The organism is Nocardia arseniciresistens (genome assembly GCF_046764875.1).
Classification (GTDB): Bacteria; Actinomycetota; Actinomycetes; order Mycobacteriales; family Mycobacteriaceae; genus Nocardia; species Nocardia arseniciresistens.
Genome location: NZ_JBKORD010000037.1, coordinates 12886 through 27237 on the forward strand (window position 1 = coordinate 12886; position 14352 = coordinate 27237).

The following is a 14352-nucleotide window of genomic DNA, read 5'->3' on the forward strand; positions in this document are numbered from 1 at the left end:
ATGACCATCAAGTTGCACCACCTGCGTCCGGCTCCCGGCGCCAAGACCGAGAAGACCCGTGTGGGTCGCGGTGACGGCTCCAAGGGCAAGACCGCGGGCCGCGGTACCAAGGGCACCAAGGCTCGCAAAAACGTTCCCGCCTCCTTCGAGGGTGGGCAGATGCCGCTGCACATGCGGCTGCCCAAGCTCAAGGGCTTCACGAACCGGTTCCGCACGGAATACCAGGTCGTGAACATCGGCGCGATCGCCACGTTGTTCCCCGAGGGTGGCGAGATCGGCAAGGCCGAGCTCGTTGCCGCCGGCGCGGTTCGCAAGAACCAGCTGGTCAAGATCCTCGGTGACGGCGAGATCGGTGTCGCGGTCCAGGTGACCGTTGACAAGGTCACCGGTGCCGCCAAGGAAAAGATCACCGCGGCCGGTGGCACCGTCACCGAGCTGGGCTGACGTACTCTGCATAACGAGTGGCACCGGACGAGTGAGAGCTCGTCCGGTGCCACTGTTAGAGTTCAAGTTGTTGTCTGCCAAGCCTAGTCATGGGGTTTATTTCCATGGCATGACCATGTCGTTCGCCAGGAGGATCTGTGCTTTCCGCCTTCGTATCGGCCTTCCGGACTCCGGACTTACGGCGGAAGATTCTCTTCACGCTGGGGTTGATCGCGTTGTACCGCTTGGGTGCCGCGCTGCCGTCCCCCGGTGTTGATTACAAGGCCGTCCATGAATGTATAGACCTGGTTTCCGGTGGTGATTCGGCCGGTATCTATCAGCTGATCAACCTGTTCTCCGGTGGTGCCCTACTGCAGTTGTCGGTTTTCGCGATCGGCATCATGCCCTACATCACCGCCAGCATCATTATTCAGCTGCTGACTGTCGTCATCCCGCGGTTCGAGGAACTGCGAAAAGAAGGCCAATCCGGCCAGAACAAGATGACGCAGTACACCAGGTACCTGTCGATCGCGCTCGCGATCCTGCAGGCCACCGGTCTGGTCGCGCTCGCGGCCCGTGGGCAGCTGTTGCAGGGCTGCCAGAAGGATATTCTCGCCGACACCAGCATCTTCGGCATGATCATCATCGTGCTGGTGATGACCGCCGGTGCCGCGCTTGTCATGTGGTTCGGTGAGCAGATCACCGAGCGTGGCGTCGGCAACGGTATGTCGCTGCTGATCTTCGCCGGTATCGCCGCCCGTATCCCGTCGCAGGGCAAGGGCATTCTCGACAGCCGTGGCCCGCTGGTCTTCAGCCTGGTCTGCCTCGCCGCGCTTGCCATCATCGCGGCGGTGATCTTCGTCGAGCAGGGGCAGCGCCGGATTCCGGTGCAGTACGCCAAGAGAGTCGTCGGCCGCAAGATGTACGGCGGCTCCTCGACCTATCTGCCGCTGAAGGTCAATCAGGCCGGCGTCATCCCGGTGATCTTCGCGTCATCGCTGTTGTACCTGCCGAATCTGGTCGCCCAGCTGACGACGTCGAAGTCGTCGACCGACCAGGCCTGGTACCAAGAGATCATCCAGAAATATCTGGTGAATCCGGGCAACCCGGTGTACATCGCGATCTACTTCGGTCTGATCGTGTTCTTCACCTACTTCTATGTCGCGATCACCTTCAATCCGGAGGAACGCGCCGACGAGATGAAGAAGTTCGGCGGATTCATTCCGGGCTACCGCCCCGGAAAGCCGACGGCTGACTATCTCAATTTTGTGCTGAGCCGCATTACCCTCCCCGGCTCGATCTACCTCGGTCTCGTCGCGGTCCTGCCGAATCTGTTCCTCGACATCGGTTCCAACAGTGGTGCCCAGAACCTTCCGTTCGGCGGCACTGCGGTACTGATCATGGTGAGCGTCGGCTTGGACACCGTGAAGCAGATCGAGAGCCAGCTGATGAATCGAAATTACGAAGGGTTCCTCAAGTGAGAGTTGTACTTCTCGGTCCGCCGGGTGCCGGCAAGGGCACCCAGGCCGTCCTGCTTTCGGAAAAGCTCGGCGTGCCGCACATCTCCACCGGCGACCTGTTCCGTGCGAACATCAGCCAGCAGACCCCGCTGGGGCGCGAAGCGCAGAAGTACATGGATGCGGGCGATCTGGTGCCCAGCGATGTCACCAACCGCATGGTCGAGGCCCGGGTTGCCGAGCCCGACGCCGCCAACGGCTTCGTGCTCGACGGCTACCCGCGCACGGTCGATCAGGCCGACGCGCTCGAGAAGATCCTCGCCGACATGGATACCAAGCTCGACGCGGTGCTGTGCTTCGTCGTCCCCGAGGACACCGTTGTCGCGCGGATGCTGGCCCGTGGCCGCGCCGACGACAACGAAGACGTGATCCGCAACCGGCTTCGGGTGTACCGCGAGGAAACCGAGCCGCTGCTGGAGCACTACGACGGGCTGGTCGTCACCGTGGACGGTGTCGGCGAAGTCGACGAGGTCAACGCCAGCGCGCTGCGCGTGCTGGGACACTGATGCCGCGCACCGCACCAGCGATGGGACACTGAACCGTCATGGTCTTCGGTCGTAAGAACAAGAAGGTGGTGCCCTTCCGCACCGCGGGCGAGTTGGACGCCATGGCGGCGGCAGGGGCCATCGTCGGTCGCGCGCTCGTCGCGGTGCGGGATGCCGCCAAACCCGGGGTGAGCACCCTGGAGCTGGACGAGGTCGCCGAGCAGGTGATCCGCGACGCCGGTGCGGTGCCGTCCTTCAAGGGCTACCACGGCTTCCCCGGTTCGATCTGCTCGTCTGTGAACGACCGCGTGGTGCACGGGATTCCGACGTCCGAGGAAATCCTCACCGACGGCGATCTCGTCTCCATCGACTGCGGCGCGATTCTCGACGGCTGGCACGGTGATTCGGCATGGACGTTCGGCGTCGGCCCGATCATCGACGCCGATCGGCTGCTCAGCGAGGCGACCAAACTGTCCATGGAGGCCGGTATCGAGGCAATGCTGCCCGATAACCGGCTGACGGATATCTCACACGCCATCGAACTCGGCACCCGCGCCGCGGAGCAATTGCACGGCCGCGTCTACGGCATCGTCGACGGTTACGGCGGCCACGCTATCGGCCGCGAAATGCACATGGATCCCTTCCTCGCCAACGAGGGCGAACCCGGCAAGGGGCCGAGACTCGTTGTCGGATCAGTCCTCGCGATCGAGCCGATGCTGACATTGGGCACGACTCAGACGAAGGTGCTCGACGACGACTGGACCGTAGTGACCATCGACGGTAGTCGCTCCGCACATTGGGAGCACACGGTCGCCGTCACCGAAGACGGCCCGCGAATTCTGACGTTGCGGCCCGAATAGTCGGACCCCCGTTGAGTGCCTCGACATTGACGAGGCATGAACGTTGCAGGTGCTCCGACGTTTTCGGAGCATATGTGCTCCGACCTTGACGGAGCACATCCACGAAGCGGCACATTGGCGGATGCGCCGACATTGACGGAGCACCGATCTCGTCCGCCGACATCGACGACGGAGCGATCCGGACTACACACCGGTACCGAGAGCGCCGACATCGCAAGTGCTCTGAGGTGGGGTGCCGCGACATTCGACGACGAACGGCATGGTGACGTTACGCGGCGAGGCCCGATACGCACTGACGCCGCGGGTAGACCCGCAGGGCGATCACGCCTCGCGACACCGACCTCGACACAGTGGTCGATCAGCCGGTGTCACCGGGCGATACCCCAGCTCGTCGCTGGATCGGTGACGTCGTTCCTTCCACCCGCGTCTGCACGTCTGACCTTGCCTTTCGGTCAAGCAGCCGGTTCGAACGCTGTGGTGTGTCAGTGGTTTTCCTTCCCTGCTCGAGATGAACTCTTGACGATGTAGAGATCGTATGTCGCACCGGCGACCGCTCACCTGAGTAGGGACTACTCGAATTCCGCTGGGCTGCCACGCATTTTGCCAACGAGTGCCCTCGGTTGTGTTGGGGCGCAGGTGTTTCGGGACAGCGCATAGCGTGGATGGTTCGGTGATAATCGGCAGGTCGGAGTCATCTCCGGCGGTCTCGGGCCCGCTGTGCAGGTAGTCGAGGATTCGGCCCAGCAGATCGGCGGTTCGCCTTTGTGTGTGCGGGAACTCGGGGTTCGAAGTCGAGCAACAGCGGATGGTTCGGGAGGTTGTCCTCGTCCGGTTTCGGCGGTGCAGACAACTCCGCGGTCCATGTCTGCACCACAGGGACCTCCTCCCTGCTTGGGGCTTGCTCGTCATCCGATGCCTGTGCCGAAACTAGTTGGGTTTATCGGTGTTTCGAGCAGCCGTCGTTTCGGTGGTGGCATTCGACTGGTCGATCGGAAACATGATCGGGCTGAGTAGATATTGCGAACGCCCCGGCGCCGGAGCGTTTTTCAGCCGCGGAACGATCGCGGCCCGCATATCGGAGATCAGCTCGACGACCTCGTCGTGGTCGAGCCATACGGCATGCTGCCGATAGCCGACCATGTCCTCGGTCGGGTGCGCCTCGTCGCGGTCGAGGTAGGTGCTGAACTCCGCGAGCAGCGTGGCCATCGCGGCCGCGAAGATCCTGCGATGGTCGTCCTTGGAGGCCGACGCGGCCGTATCGGCGTCGATCACGGCGCGTTCCCTGCGTAGCCGGTAGTGGCGCTCGACCGCACCGCGCACCCGCTGCTCGCTGTCCACCTCGAGGATGCCGCCACTCGTCAGCAGTTCGACGTGGCGGTAGACGGTGGCCTTCGATACGTCGGGCATTCGGGCGCACAGCTGTGCCGTTGTCAGGGCCTGTCCGCCCGACATCGCGTGCACGATCCGCAACCGCACCGGGTGGACCAGCAGCTCCAAGGAGTCCATTACCGAATGTTCTCACTCATGATACCGTTCTCAAAGTTGAGAACGTTGAGTTTGGAGGGCATATGGATGAAAGCGATTCGGCCGTCACGGAGCTGGCGTCGTGGCAAGCGCCGGACTACGCGAACCCCGACGTGTTCGGTGAGCGCGAGGTGATCGTCGGGTCCGGAGAGTTCGCGGTGTCGGGCACGCTGAGCATCCCGCTCGGCGACGGTCCGCATCCCGCCGCGGTGCTGTTGGCAGGCGGTGGACCCTTCGACGCCGACGGAACCGTCGGGCCCAACAAGATCTACAAGGACATTGCGTGGGGTTTGGCCAGCCGGGGGATCGCGGTGCTTCGGTTCGACAAGGCCACCTTCGCGCATGCGGAAAAGGTCTCCGCGACGCCAGAATTCACGCCGCGCGAAGAGTATGTGCCGCCCGCGGTCGCGGCGGTCGAGATCCTCGGCGGGCTACCGACCGTCGATGCCGCGCGAGTGTTCGTGGTCGGCCACAGCATGGGCGGGAAGCTTGCGCCGCGAGTGGCCGCCGCGGCTCCATCGGTCGCGGGCATCGTCATTCTCGCCGGTGATACGCAGCCGATGCACTGGTCCATCGTGCGCGTCCTGCGAGTCCTCGCCGACATCGCTCCGGCGGCTCTCACGGCGCTGCCACCGCTCGAGACCGCCATCGAGCAGGCCGAAATGGTGGACAGCCCAGAACTTTCACCGGCCACGCCCACCGACAAGCTGCCGTTCGGCATGCCCGCACGGTACTGGCTCGACCAGCGCGCCTATGACCCGGTCGCGGTCGCGGCCACGCTGCACATACCCATGCTGATTTTGCAGGGTGAGCGCGATTATCAGGTCACAGTGGCTGAGGATCTGGCCGGATGGCGGGCGGGGCTCGCTGATCGCGCCGACGTCACCATTCGTATCTGCCCAGCCGATGACCACCTCTTCTTCCCGGGGGCCGGTCCGTCGCTGCCCGACGATTACGCGCGGCCGCAGCACGTCGATGCCGACGTCGTCGCGGACATCGCCGATTGGCTCATGTCCGCGTGAGGTTCGGTGGCAGATCAGCCTTCCAGAAGTACGGTGACGGGGCCGTCGTTGTTGAGATCGATGTGCATGTGGGCGCCGAAGCGGCCGGTGGCGACGGTCGCGCCCAAATCGCGCAGGGTCTGGGCGAACGCGTCGACGATGGGCTCGGCGACCGCGCCGGAGGCCGCGGCGTTCCAGGAGGGTCGCCGCCCCTTGGCGGTGTCGGCGTAGAGGGTGAACTGGCTGACCACCAGGATGGGCGCGTCCAGGTCGGCCGCGGAGCGTTCGCCGTCGAGTATGCGCAGCCGCCACACTTTGTCCGCCAAGGTTTTCGCGATCGCTTCGGTGTCGCCGTGCGTGACACCGACCAGAGCCACCAGGCCGTGGGGTGCGCTATGGGCGGCCGGGTCGATCCGGCCGACGATCTCGTCGTCGACCGTCACCTCGGCGGAGGTCACTCGCTGCAATAGGACTCGCACACTGGTGATCATGCCGTGTGATTCGGCAGATGTGTGGTCTCAGCTCGCTTCCGGTGCGTTCGTCTTCTGGAAGAACAGCAGGTCGGTGTGCGGCACGGTCTCGGCGGTCTGCCGAATCCCGTTGGCTGGGAGATGGGTCAGCTTGGCGAACATCGGCGAATTGCCGAACGCGGCGCGGACCTGGGTTTCGGACGCGTAGTCCGCGCCGTAATCGGCCAGGGCCGCGAAATCCAAGGGCGCCAGCGGTTCATCGAGTGGCGCCTGTCCGCTCGGTCGGCCGAGGGCGGCGTACTGCACGGCCTTGCCGCCCTCGTACTTGCACAATTCGTAGGCCATGTTTTCGGTAGCGGCCACGGTGATCACCGGCCAGCGGGTCGAAAGCCGCAGTGCGAGTGGATGTCTACCCACGTTAGCCAATTCCCACTTCAGGCTCATGACGGTCACCGAGCCTGGGTAGGGCTGTTCGATCAGCACCATGTCGTCGCCGAGCTGGACCGCGGCGTTCAGTTCGAGATCGGCTGCGCTCCAAATGATTTCCACGCCACCGAGATGGGTGGAGCCCTCCACCGGTTGTGCGCCATCGGTCGCGTACGCGGCGATGACCGCGGCGCGGACCTGGGCGACGGCATCACGTGCCGAGCAACGCACGCTCAACGCACCGTAGGTCGTCGCGATCTCGACCGGCCGAGACGGCGGGTCGGGCATCGCGCCGGGGGTCAGCGGTTTGATGCCGACCAGCGCCAGCTTCCAGTTGATCTCTTCGATCGTGGAGAGGTCGCCAGAGGTCTGGTACAGGATCTGCTGCTGGGTCAGCCGTCCCGCGCGTTCGAGCGTCGCGCATTCCAGCTTCGCGAGCGCGGTGTAGGTCTTGATGGTGAGGTCGATGTCCTCGATGCGCGTGTGGCGCAGTCGCGTCGTCATTTCGGGTGAGGTGAGCGCCGCATACCGTTCGCGATAGGTCGCGATGGCCTGTTTGCGCTGCCTGCCGACCATGAGCGTGCGCAGCAGCGTGCTCAGGCTCGCGAGGTACTTGCCGGACTGATCCGGATTCGCCGCGAACAGCCCGCTGCGGATCCGCACGGCGTCCTCGGACGCGGCAACGGCCGTGGCCGGATCGAGCCTGCACAACCACACGCCGCACTTCGACAATGCGTCGGCGCATACGCCCGCGGCCTGCGGATGTGTATGTGCTACTTGACGATAGGCGCCACAGGCGTTGCGGATGGTATTCGCCGCCAGCTCGCGGTGGCCGATATGGCGGGCGGCCTGCTCGAACACCCGCAGCGCCTCCTGCACTTCGCCCGCGAAGCGCGCTGATACCTGCCCGGCTTTGAGCCAGTGCAGCCGAATCGCGACCGCTTCCTGCGCGGGCGCCAAAGCTTCGGCGGTCCGATCACGTTCGGGGCCGTTCTTGGTGGCGACCAGCGCTTTGGCGAGTTCGCACAATGACGTGGCCAGTCGTAGTTGGGCGTCGAGCGACCTGTCGATCGCCGCCCCCCGATCCGCGGCCACTTGGCGCTCGATCGAGCTCAGATCCATCGCGATCCCAACTCCCGCATCAACCTTCCGCGTACGGTCGTCGATCGGCCGCATCCATGCCCGCCGAGTCTGCCACAAATGTGCCCAGCGTGCGCCGGTGGTCGCTCTGCGAACCGGGCGTCGCCGGGGCATCGACGGCGGCGCGCAGTGGAACTCGCGATCGCGGTGGAGTCCGGAAGTCCTCGAGGCCCATTTCCCGGGCTGTAGTGACCCCGGAGACGACACTGCTACTGATGGCTCGCTCGCGTGTGTCGTTCGCTTTGTATCCGGCACCGCACCGACCGTCGTAGATTGCCGCGGCCACCGTAGCTGGGACGAATTCGGTTGTCCCGACAGCGATTCCGATCGTCCCGGGCTGCCGATCGTCCCGGCGCAACGGCACCCGGACCGCACTGATCGGCACCGCCGGTCATAGGGATTTGCAATCACAGTGGTTCCATTTCTGTCTATATCCCACCCGGGGACCTAACTTCGGCTGAATGATCGTGCGATGGTGCCGCGACCGTCTTGGTGCCTCGTCGTGGCGGTCCCGGCTGAAGTGGTTGGTAGCCGCCATGTTCGTGCTATTCGTGTGCCCTGGTGCGCTCGGCGCAGTGGCTGCGGCAGAGAGCGGCAGCATCGCCCCGACCTCGAGCGCGTCGGGGGGATCCGGGATCGACGCCCTCAGCTGGATGGATATCCGTGACTCATCGGGAGTCCCGTTGACCGACTACATGTTCGCCACGAACCACGGCAGCATTTTCCACCCGGTGGACACCGTGGTGTCGTCGGTGCTCGGCCTGGAATTCATCGGCTACATGGTCATCGTGACCACCGCGGTCTGGGCGATCGGCTACGCGATGAGCTTCGAGTGGCTCGATCTGTTCAGTGGCGCACTGACCGGGGTTGCCAACAGCTTGACGGGCCAGATCGCCACACCCCTGCTGATGACCGTCGCGGCGGCGATCGGCGCATTCTTCGTCGCCTGGTTCGTGGTGCGGGGTTATCACGCGAAGGCCACGATGCAGGTCATGACGATGCTGGGGGTGGCAATCCTCGGCCCGGTGTTTCTGGCGGAGCCACTGGCGGAGGTCCTTTCCTCGCACGGACTGCTGGCGCAGGGCCGTAATCTGGGCATCTCGGTGGCGGCGGGGCTGAATGGTCAGTCGAACCCGAGTCCGGACCAACTAGTCGTCACCATGCAGGGCGATCTGGCCGACAATTTCGCCCGGCGTCCGGTACAGGTGTGGAACTTCGGCCACGTGGTCGACCAGTCGGCTTCTTGCCGTGCGGCCTGGTCGGCCGGAATACGTTCAGGTGATGACTCCCGGGTTTTGAGCGGGATGCGCAGCTGTGGCGACGCGGTCGCGTACGCCAAGGCCGACAGTCCGGGGATGGGACAGATCGGCTCGGGGCTCGTGCTTCTGGTCTGCGCGGCGGTTCTGCTGATATTCGGGGTTTATCTAGCGATCAAGATCATCAGGTCGGCCCTGGATACGATCTATCACGCGTTCATGTCCATCTTCGGTTTCGCCGCAGGCGGATTCGTGTACGGGCCGTCCCAGACGTTCCTGATCCGCAATATCGTCGACAGCGTGGTGGCCGCGGGCCGAATGACGGTCTACACCGTATTTCTCGGTGTCTACGAGTTGTTCCTCGGCAACCTGTTCCGGCAGGCCCAGGGGCAGGTCATGGCGGTGCTGGTCCTCGGCGCGATCGTCGAGATCATCGCCGTCACGCAGTTACAGCAGCTCAGCGCCGGTCTCAGCCGCGGCAACGAGTGGATCGCCAACCGGTTCGCTCTCGCCGCGCAGGGCGCAGGCGGCTCCGGCGGGTCCAGCGGTGGGGTCGCCATGGGGATGGGCGGTGGCAGCCCGCACGCCCTGTCGGCGGCGAGGCTGATCACCGGACTGGGCGCGATCAACACCGTCAACAGCAACCCGCTTGCCGCCGTACTTTTCGGCAACAAGCGGAGTCCGTTCGACCCCAACGCGAGGCTTCGGAATCGCTCGGACATCGGAAATTGGAAGACGAATGTGCTGGCCGACAGGCACGGCTGGGTTCGCAACTATTACCGGACCAGAGAGACCTCCATGGAGGCGGCCAGATCGGCGGTCCGGGAGCACGGCGGAATCACCCATCGCAGCGCCGCCGCCGCCGTGGACCGCATACTCAATCGCGGCGGATCCCTCGGCGACGTCGATGCGGCCATGTTCGACGCAGGCTTCAAGGACAAAAATATGGTCATCGATGCCATGCGCGCCTATAACTATCGCCAGAATTTCGCACCGAGCGTATGGGACGGCGACAAATACATCGGCGAGGCCGCGGCGTCGCTCGCCGTCCTCAAACTGGGTCGTTCGCCTGCGAATATGGCGCTGTTCCAACAGACCGCGCACCGGTTGGCGAACCGCCGCTACGTCGACCACGTGCCGGAATCCGACCTTGCTCCCGAGGAACTCGCTTACCTCCGGGACTACTTCCGCGATCCCGTCAGAGACAAGATGAGGGGTATCCAGGCACTCGCGGGTGGCAGTCGGATTACCCGAGATGCCAACGGGGCCGTGGTGCAGTCGGACCCCTCTTATCCGCTGCCGCTCGCGTTCGAAGGCTGGAGTCAGGACCGTGGCCAGCTGATGAACAGGTACATCATGCCGCATCTCGGCCAGCAGTACCTGGCCGCGGCCGAGACCGGGGACCTCGCAAGAGCTTCGGAAGTCCTACAGATCATGGCCAATTCCGAGTACTGGACGGGCAACGTCAAGTTGACTCCGTCGAAGGGGATCCCACGGTTCTGATGTACTCGCTGATCGTGCATATGCCGCAGCGTCAGTTGTTGGGCTGCACAGGCGTCAGCGCCACTTCCTCGATCGGACGGCCGGTGGCCGGTATCGGCACCACGGCCTCGTACTTCCAACTGTCGGCGCGGCGTTCGAAGAGAGCGAGGGACGGGCCGGTGGCGTTCGGTCCCGCGATGCGGGCCATGCGGAAGCCCGCGCGGCGGTAGTAGGCGTGCAGGTCGGTGTTGGTGGTCCAGGCATCGAGGCGAACCCAGTCGCGTTGCTGGCGGTGGGCGAGCAGGCCCGCGTGGGCAAGTAGTCGGTCGCCGACGCGTTGGCCGGTGAAGCGCAGGTCGACGATCATGAAGTGCACGATCACCGCGTCGGCCAGTTCCCACGGCGACCACAGCCCGTTGTCGGCGTGGTGGTTGACGGTGATCGTTCCCGCCGGTTCGCCCGCGACCTCGGCGATCCAGGTTTCGCCTGCGTCCAGTGACTGCCCGACCGCCCTCGCGAAGATCTCGATGGGCTTGCCCCGGCCCGCCACCGTCCACTGGTCGGAGCCGCGCGCGGTGAGCCACGACGTGCGCTGCACCCGCAGACGGCAGATCATGCCGAGATCGCCGAATGTCGCCTGGCGGATCACCGTTGTCATGGCAACGAAATACCTGGCCTGTACGAGGTTCCCAGTACATGTCGGATAACCGCGGTGCCCTCGTCGTCGCCGAGTTCGTAGGCGAGCCGGTTTCGCGTGGCGATCGACCGGTGCCTGGTCGCCCGGGTGACTCGTTCGTGGTTGGCGCCGATTCTCAGGTGATCGAGCAGGATCGTGCCGGTGGCGACACCGAGCACGATGGCCTCCTCGGCGCTGGCGGGCCGGGCAACCACGGTGTCGCGATGCGCGGTTTCGCCGTGGCCGCTCTCGGAAAGCCGCCTTGTCGTGCCCTCGGGGATATCGTGCGGAGAGTCGATGCCAGTGGTCTCTGCCAGGTCCCTCGGATAGAAGCTGACCTCCCACGACCACGGCTCGTTGTCGAGATACTGGACGACCGTTCGAGCCAGTACCCAGCAATCCCGCGGCACGCCGAGCCATAACGCGACCTGCGGACTCGCCGGTTCCATCTTCGCGCTGAATTCCTTGGCGGGTTCCCGACTCGCCGCCCGCGCGATTTCCTCGAAGATGTCGTGCGCCGACTGTGGGCGATCCGGACGGATATGGTCGGTGACAACCGATTCCAGTACTTCCTGGTTTCGGACGATGGTCCCACGGGAAGTGGCTGTGTAGACGAGATTCTCGGCGACAAGCACCTGAATTGCGTTGCGCGCGGTCGTGATCGAGACCTGCATTTGATCGGCAAGCTCGGTATGACTGGGCAAGCGATCACCCGGAGCCCACTTGCCTGCGCGGATCCCCTCGCGGAGGAGGTCTGCGATCCGGTGATACGTCGGACCGTCCGCCATCTTGCTCCTCGGTCAGTCGTGCAGGTAACGAAGTGTACTCTTCGTGACTCCCTGAGGCCCGTTAACGCTTGACAGGTGCCTTCAGAGGTTTATTGTAATGAACGTCCTGATCCGGTGTTGTGCGGCGACGAACGGCGAGGCAACGTGGCAGGTTCGGAGATTTCGACAGTCGTAATGGCTCTCCCCGGCACACCGCGGTGTGCCGACTCGGCGGTGCAGTCACTGACTGCCGCATTACTGCCCACCTCGGACCTATTGGTTCGGGCGTGTCGCGGGCATCGCGTGGTGGGCGGGCCGCTGCTCTGGTTCGCGCGCGATCTCGCGGTATTACATGAACGTAGGTTGGTCGGCCGGGGCGGCTCGGTGCCGACCGATCCGGCTACCATTCTCGAAATCGATCGGCGCAGAACCGAATTGGTAATGGCCATTGACGACTGGGTGGCGCGCAGTGTGCCGCAGCATCGGCTGGGCGCGACGCTGCACACCGAGACGGTCGGCGCGGTTATCGACCGTCTCGCCGAATCGTCTGTCCGCGCCCATCACGCGCTGATGACGTTGGACGCCCCCGACGAGCGGTTGCACTGCGCGTGGCACCACCTCGCCGAACTCGCCGACGCATACGACGATCTGGTCCGCGATATCCAGGCGGGCCGCAGGCGATTGCCGGAGTGGTGAGCACGCGCGCGTTGTCGTGACCATGTTTGCGGTTCAAGGCATCTCGTGCTTTGTCGGACCCATGTTCGACGCAGCGCCGATCATAATCGGCGCTGCGTCGTCATGACCGGTGCCCGATTCATCGATGGGTGAGGCAGGGATGTCGCACGAATCTCATTGCCGCACTTGCGAGTTCGCTTGTGCGGCAATGAGATTTGTCGGGATGTGTCAGTTGCGATAGTGGCGGTGGTCGACGCTGAATTCGTCGGCGACCGTCGCGGCGAGTTCGACATACGCGCGCTTGGTGGTCTTGTGCAGGCGATGCAGATCGATCTCCGCACCCTCCGACAGATGTATGTCGTAGGGAATGATGTGCACGGCGCGGCAGCGCGACAGGAAGTATTCGCGCAGCTGCTGGATGCCCACATTCGGTGATCCCTCGCGCGGCAGGTTGATCACCACCACCGCGTTGCGGACGAGGTGATCGTGGCCGTGCAGCGACAACCAGTCGAGAGTCGCCGCCGCGCTACGTGCTCCGTCGATCGCGGCCGAGGAGATCAGTACCAACGAATGCGCGAGATCGAGCACTCCGCCCATGGCCGAGTGCATGAGTCCGGTGCCGCAGTCGGTGAGGATGATGTTGTAGAACCGCTGCAGGATTCGTGCGACGGCGCGATATTCTTCGTCGCTGAACGCCTCCGATGCTGCCGGATCACGCTCGCTGGCAAGGACTTCCAGTCGACTCGTGCCCTGCGATGTATGCCTGCGCACATCCGAGTACCGCTGGATCGCCGAATCGAGCAACAGATCACGCACCGTGGATCGCGTCTGTAGCGGAACCCGCTGCGAGAGCGTGCCGAAGTCGGGGTTGGCGTCGACCGCGATCACCCGGTCACCACGGATGGACGCGAAGATCGACCCGAGACCCATTGTCGTCGTGGTCTTTCCGACGCCGCCCTTCAGTGAGAGCACCGCGATCCGGTAGTCGCCGCGCACCGGCTGCCTGATCCGCGCGACCAACTCCTGTAGGCGCATCTCCTCCGCCGAAAGCCCGGGATTGATCGCACCGCCGGACACATGGTGCACGGCCTTGCGCCACCCGCTACCAGGCGACTTCTTGGCCCGGCGCAACGGAACATCGTCGAGCGAGGGCTGCGGCATGTGCTGGTTGTAGGCACCCGGCTGGTAGCGCTGTTGCCCACCGGGACCAGGCGCGCCGGCTTGCGGCTGCCCATACTCCGCACCCGAGCCCGCCGCCGGAGGCTGCTGTCCGTAACCGGCCGGCCCCTGCCACTGGTTGTCACCTGTCGACTGGTCACCGCCCGGTGCGTGCGGCCCAACCGCTGGTTGTCCCTGGCTTCCCCATGCCTCGCCGCTCGTCGCCTGGGTCGGCTGACCGCCTGCCGCATGTGGTGCCGCGGGCGCCTGTCCGAGCCCCGCCGGATTGCCTTGCGCACCGGCTGGTGGCTGCCGGAAAGCTGCGGGGTCGCCGACCGGTGCGCGCGAGCCTGCGGGTGGCTGCCCGAATCCTGCGGGGTCGCCGACCGGTGCGCGCGAGCCTGCGGGTGGCTGCCCGAATCCTGCGGGGTCGCCGACCGGTGCGCGCGAGCCTGCGGGTGGCTGCCCGAATCCTGCGGGGTCGCCGACCGG

General features: G+C 64.8%; 13 protein-coding genes. 7 read left to right on the forward strand and 6 right to left on the reverse strand.

Translation table 11 applies throughout. From position 1 onward, the window contains the following. From rplO to map, 4 genes are all read left to right on the forward strand, one after another. Positions 1 to 444 carry a 50S ribosomal protein L15 gene (gene rplO, locus ACLMAJ_RS37890; protein ID WP_412018741.1) on the forward strand — a complete coding sequence of 148 codons (444 nt, stop codon included), beginning with the start codon at positions 1 to 3 and terminating at the stop codon, positions 442 to 444. A gap of 137 nt (positions 445 to 581) precedes the next feature. Then, positions 582 to 1904: a preprotein translocase subunit SecY gene (gene secY / locus ACLMAJ_RS37895; RefSeq protein ID WP_412018742.1), complete on the forward strand. Its 1323-nt coding sequence runs from the start codon at positions 582 to 584 to the stop codon at positions 1902 to 1904. Next, positions 1901 to 2446, forward strand: a complete 546-nt coding sequence (locus ACLMAJ_RS37900) for an adenylate kinase (protein ID WP_412018743.1) — start codon at positions 1901 to 1903, stop codon at positions 2444 to 2446. Before secY ends, ACLMAJ_RS37900 begins: the two co-directional genes overlap by 4 nt. 38 nt (positions 2447 to 2484) lie before the next feature. Further along, positions 2485 to 3285 (forward strand): type I methionyl aminopeptidase, encoded by an 801-nt coding sequence (map, locus tag ACLMAJ_RS37905; protein WP_412018744.1) that lies wholly within the window; start codon positions 2485 to 2487, stop codon positions 3283 to 3285. A gap of 927 nt (positions 3286 to 4212) precedes the next feature. On the opposite strand, the gene ACLMAJ_RS37910 is transcribed toward map, so the two are convergent. Further along, positions 4213 to 4791, reverse strand: a complete 579-nt coding sequence (locus tag ACLMAJ_RS37910) for a helix-turn-helix domain-containing protein (RefSeq protein WP_412018745.1) — start codon at positions 4789 to 4791, stop codon at positions 4213 to 4215. 62 nt (positions 4792 to 4853) lie between these two features. On the opposite strand from ACLMAJ_RS37910, the gene ACLMAJ_RS37915 reads away from it, so the two are divergent. After that, positions 4854 to 5831: an alpha/beta hydrolase family protein gene (locus ACLMAJ_RS37915; protein ID WP_412018746.1), complete on the forward strand. Its 978-nt coding sequence runs from the start codon at positions 4854 to 4856 to the stop codon at positions 5829 to 5831. 14 nt (positions 5832 to 5845) lie between these two features. Here the strand turns inward: ACLMAJ_RS37915 and dtd are convergent, their stop codons facing one another. After that, positions 5846 to 6289 (reverse strand): D-aminoacyl-tRNA deacylase, encoded by a 444-nt coding sequence (dtd, locus tag ACLMAJ_RS37920; RefSeq protein WP_412018754.1) that lies wholly within the window; start codon positions 6287 to 6289, stop codon positions 5846 to 5848. A 39-nt stretch (positions 6290 to 6328) separates the two neighbouring features. Beyond that, positions 6329 to 7828, reverse strand: coding sequence for a hypothetical protein (locus ACLMAJ_RS37925; protein WP_412018747.1), 1500 nt, complete (start codon positions 7826 to 7828; stop codon positions 6329 to 6331). Between the two features lie 479 nt (positions 7829 to 8307). On the opposite strand from ACLMAJ_RS37925, the gene ACLMAJ_RS37930 reads away from it, so the two are divergent. Then, a complete protein-coding gene (locus ACLMAJ_RS37930) occupies positions 8308 to 10605 on the forward strand; it encodes a hypothetical protein (RefSeq protein ID WP_412018748.1) in 2298 nt (765 codons plus the stop codon). A 31-nt stretch (positions 10606 to 10636) separates the two neighbouring features. Here ACLMAJ_RS37930 and ACLMAJ_RS37935 read toward each other — a convergent pair whose 3' ends face one another. Then, a complete protein-coding gene (locus ACLMAJ_RS37935) occupies positions 10637 to 11242 on the reverse strand; it encodes a GNAT family N-acetyltransferase (RefSeq protein ID WP_412018749.1) in 606 nt (201 codons plus the stop codon). Further along, positions 11239 to 12048 (reverse strand): GntR family transcriptional regulator, encoded by an 810-nt coding sequence (locus tag ACLMAJ_RS37940; protein WP_412018750.1) that lies wholly within the window; start codon positions 12046 to 12048, stop codon positions 11239 to 11241. The genes ACLMAJ_RS37935 and ACLMAJ_RS37940 overlap by 4 nt, the downstream gene beginning before the upstream one ends. A 213-nt stretch (positions 12049 to 12261) precedes the next feature. Between ACLMAJ_RS37940 and ACLMAJ_RS37945 the strand changes: the two genes are divergently transcribed. After that, positions 12262 to 12723, forward strand: a complete 462-nt coding sequence (locus tag ACLMAJ_RS37945; RefSeq protein WP_412018751.1) for a DUF4254 domain-containing protein — start codon at positions 12262 to 12264, stop codon at positions 12721 to 12723. A gap of 207 nt (positions 12724 to 12930) precedes the next feature. Here the strand turns inward: ACLMAJ_RS37945 and ACLMAJ_RS37950 are convergent. Further along, the coding region (locus ACLMAJ_RS37950; protein WP_412018752.1) for a nucleotide-binding protein at positions 12931 to 14352 on the reverse strand (1422 nt) is incomplete at its 5' end.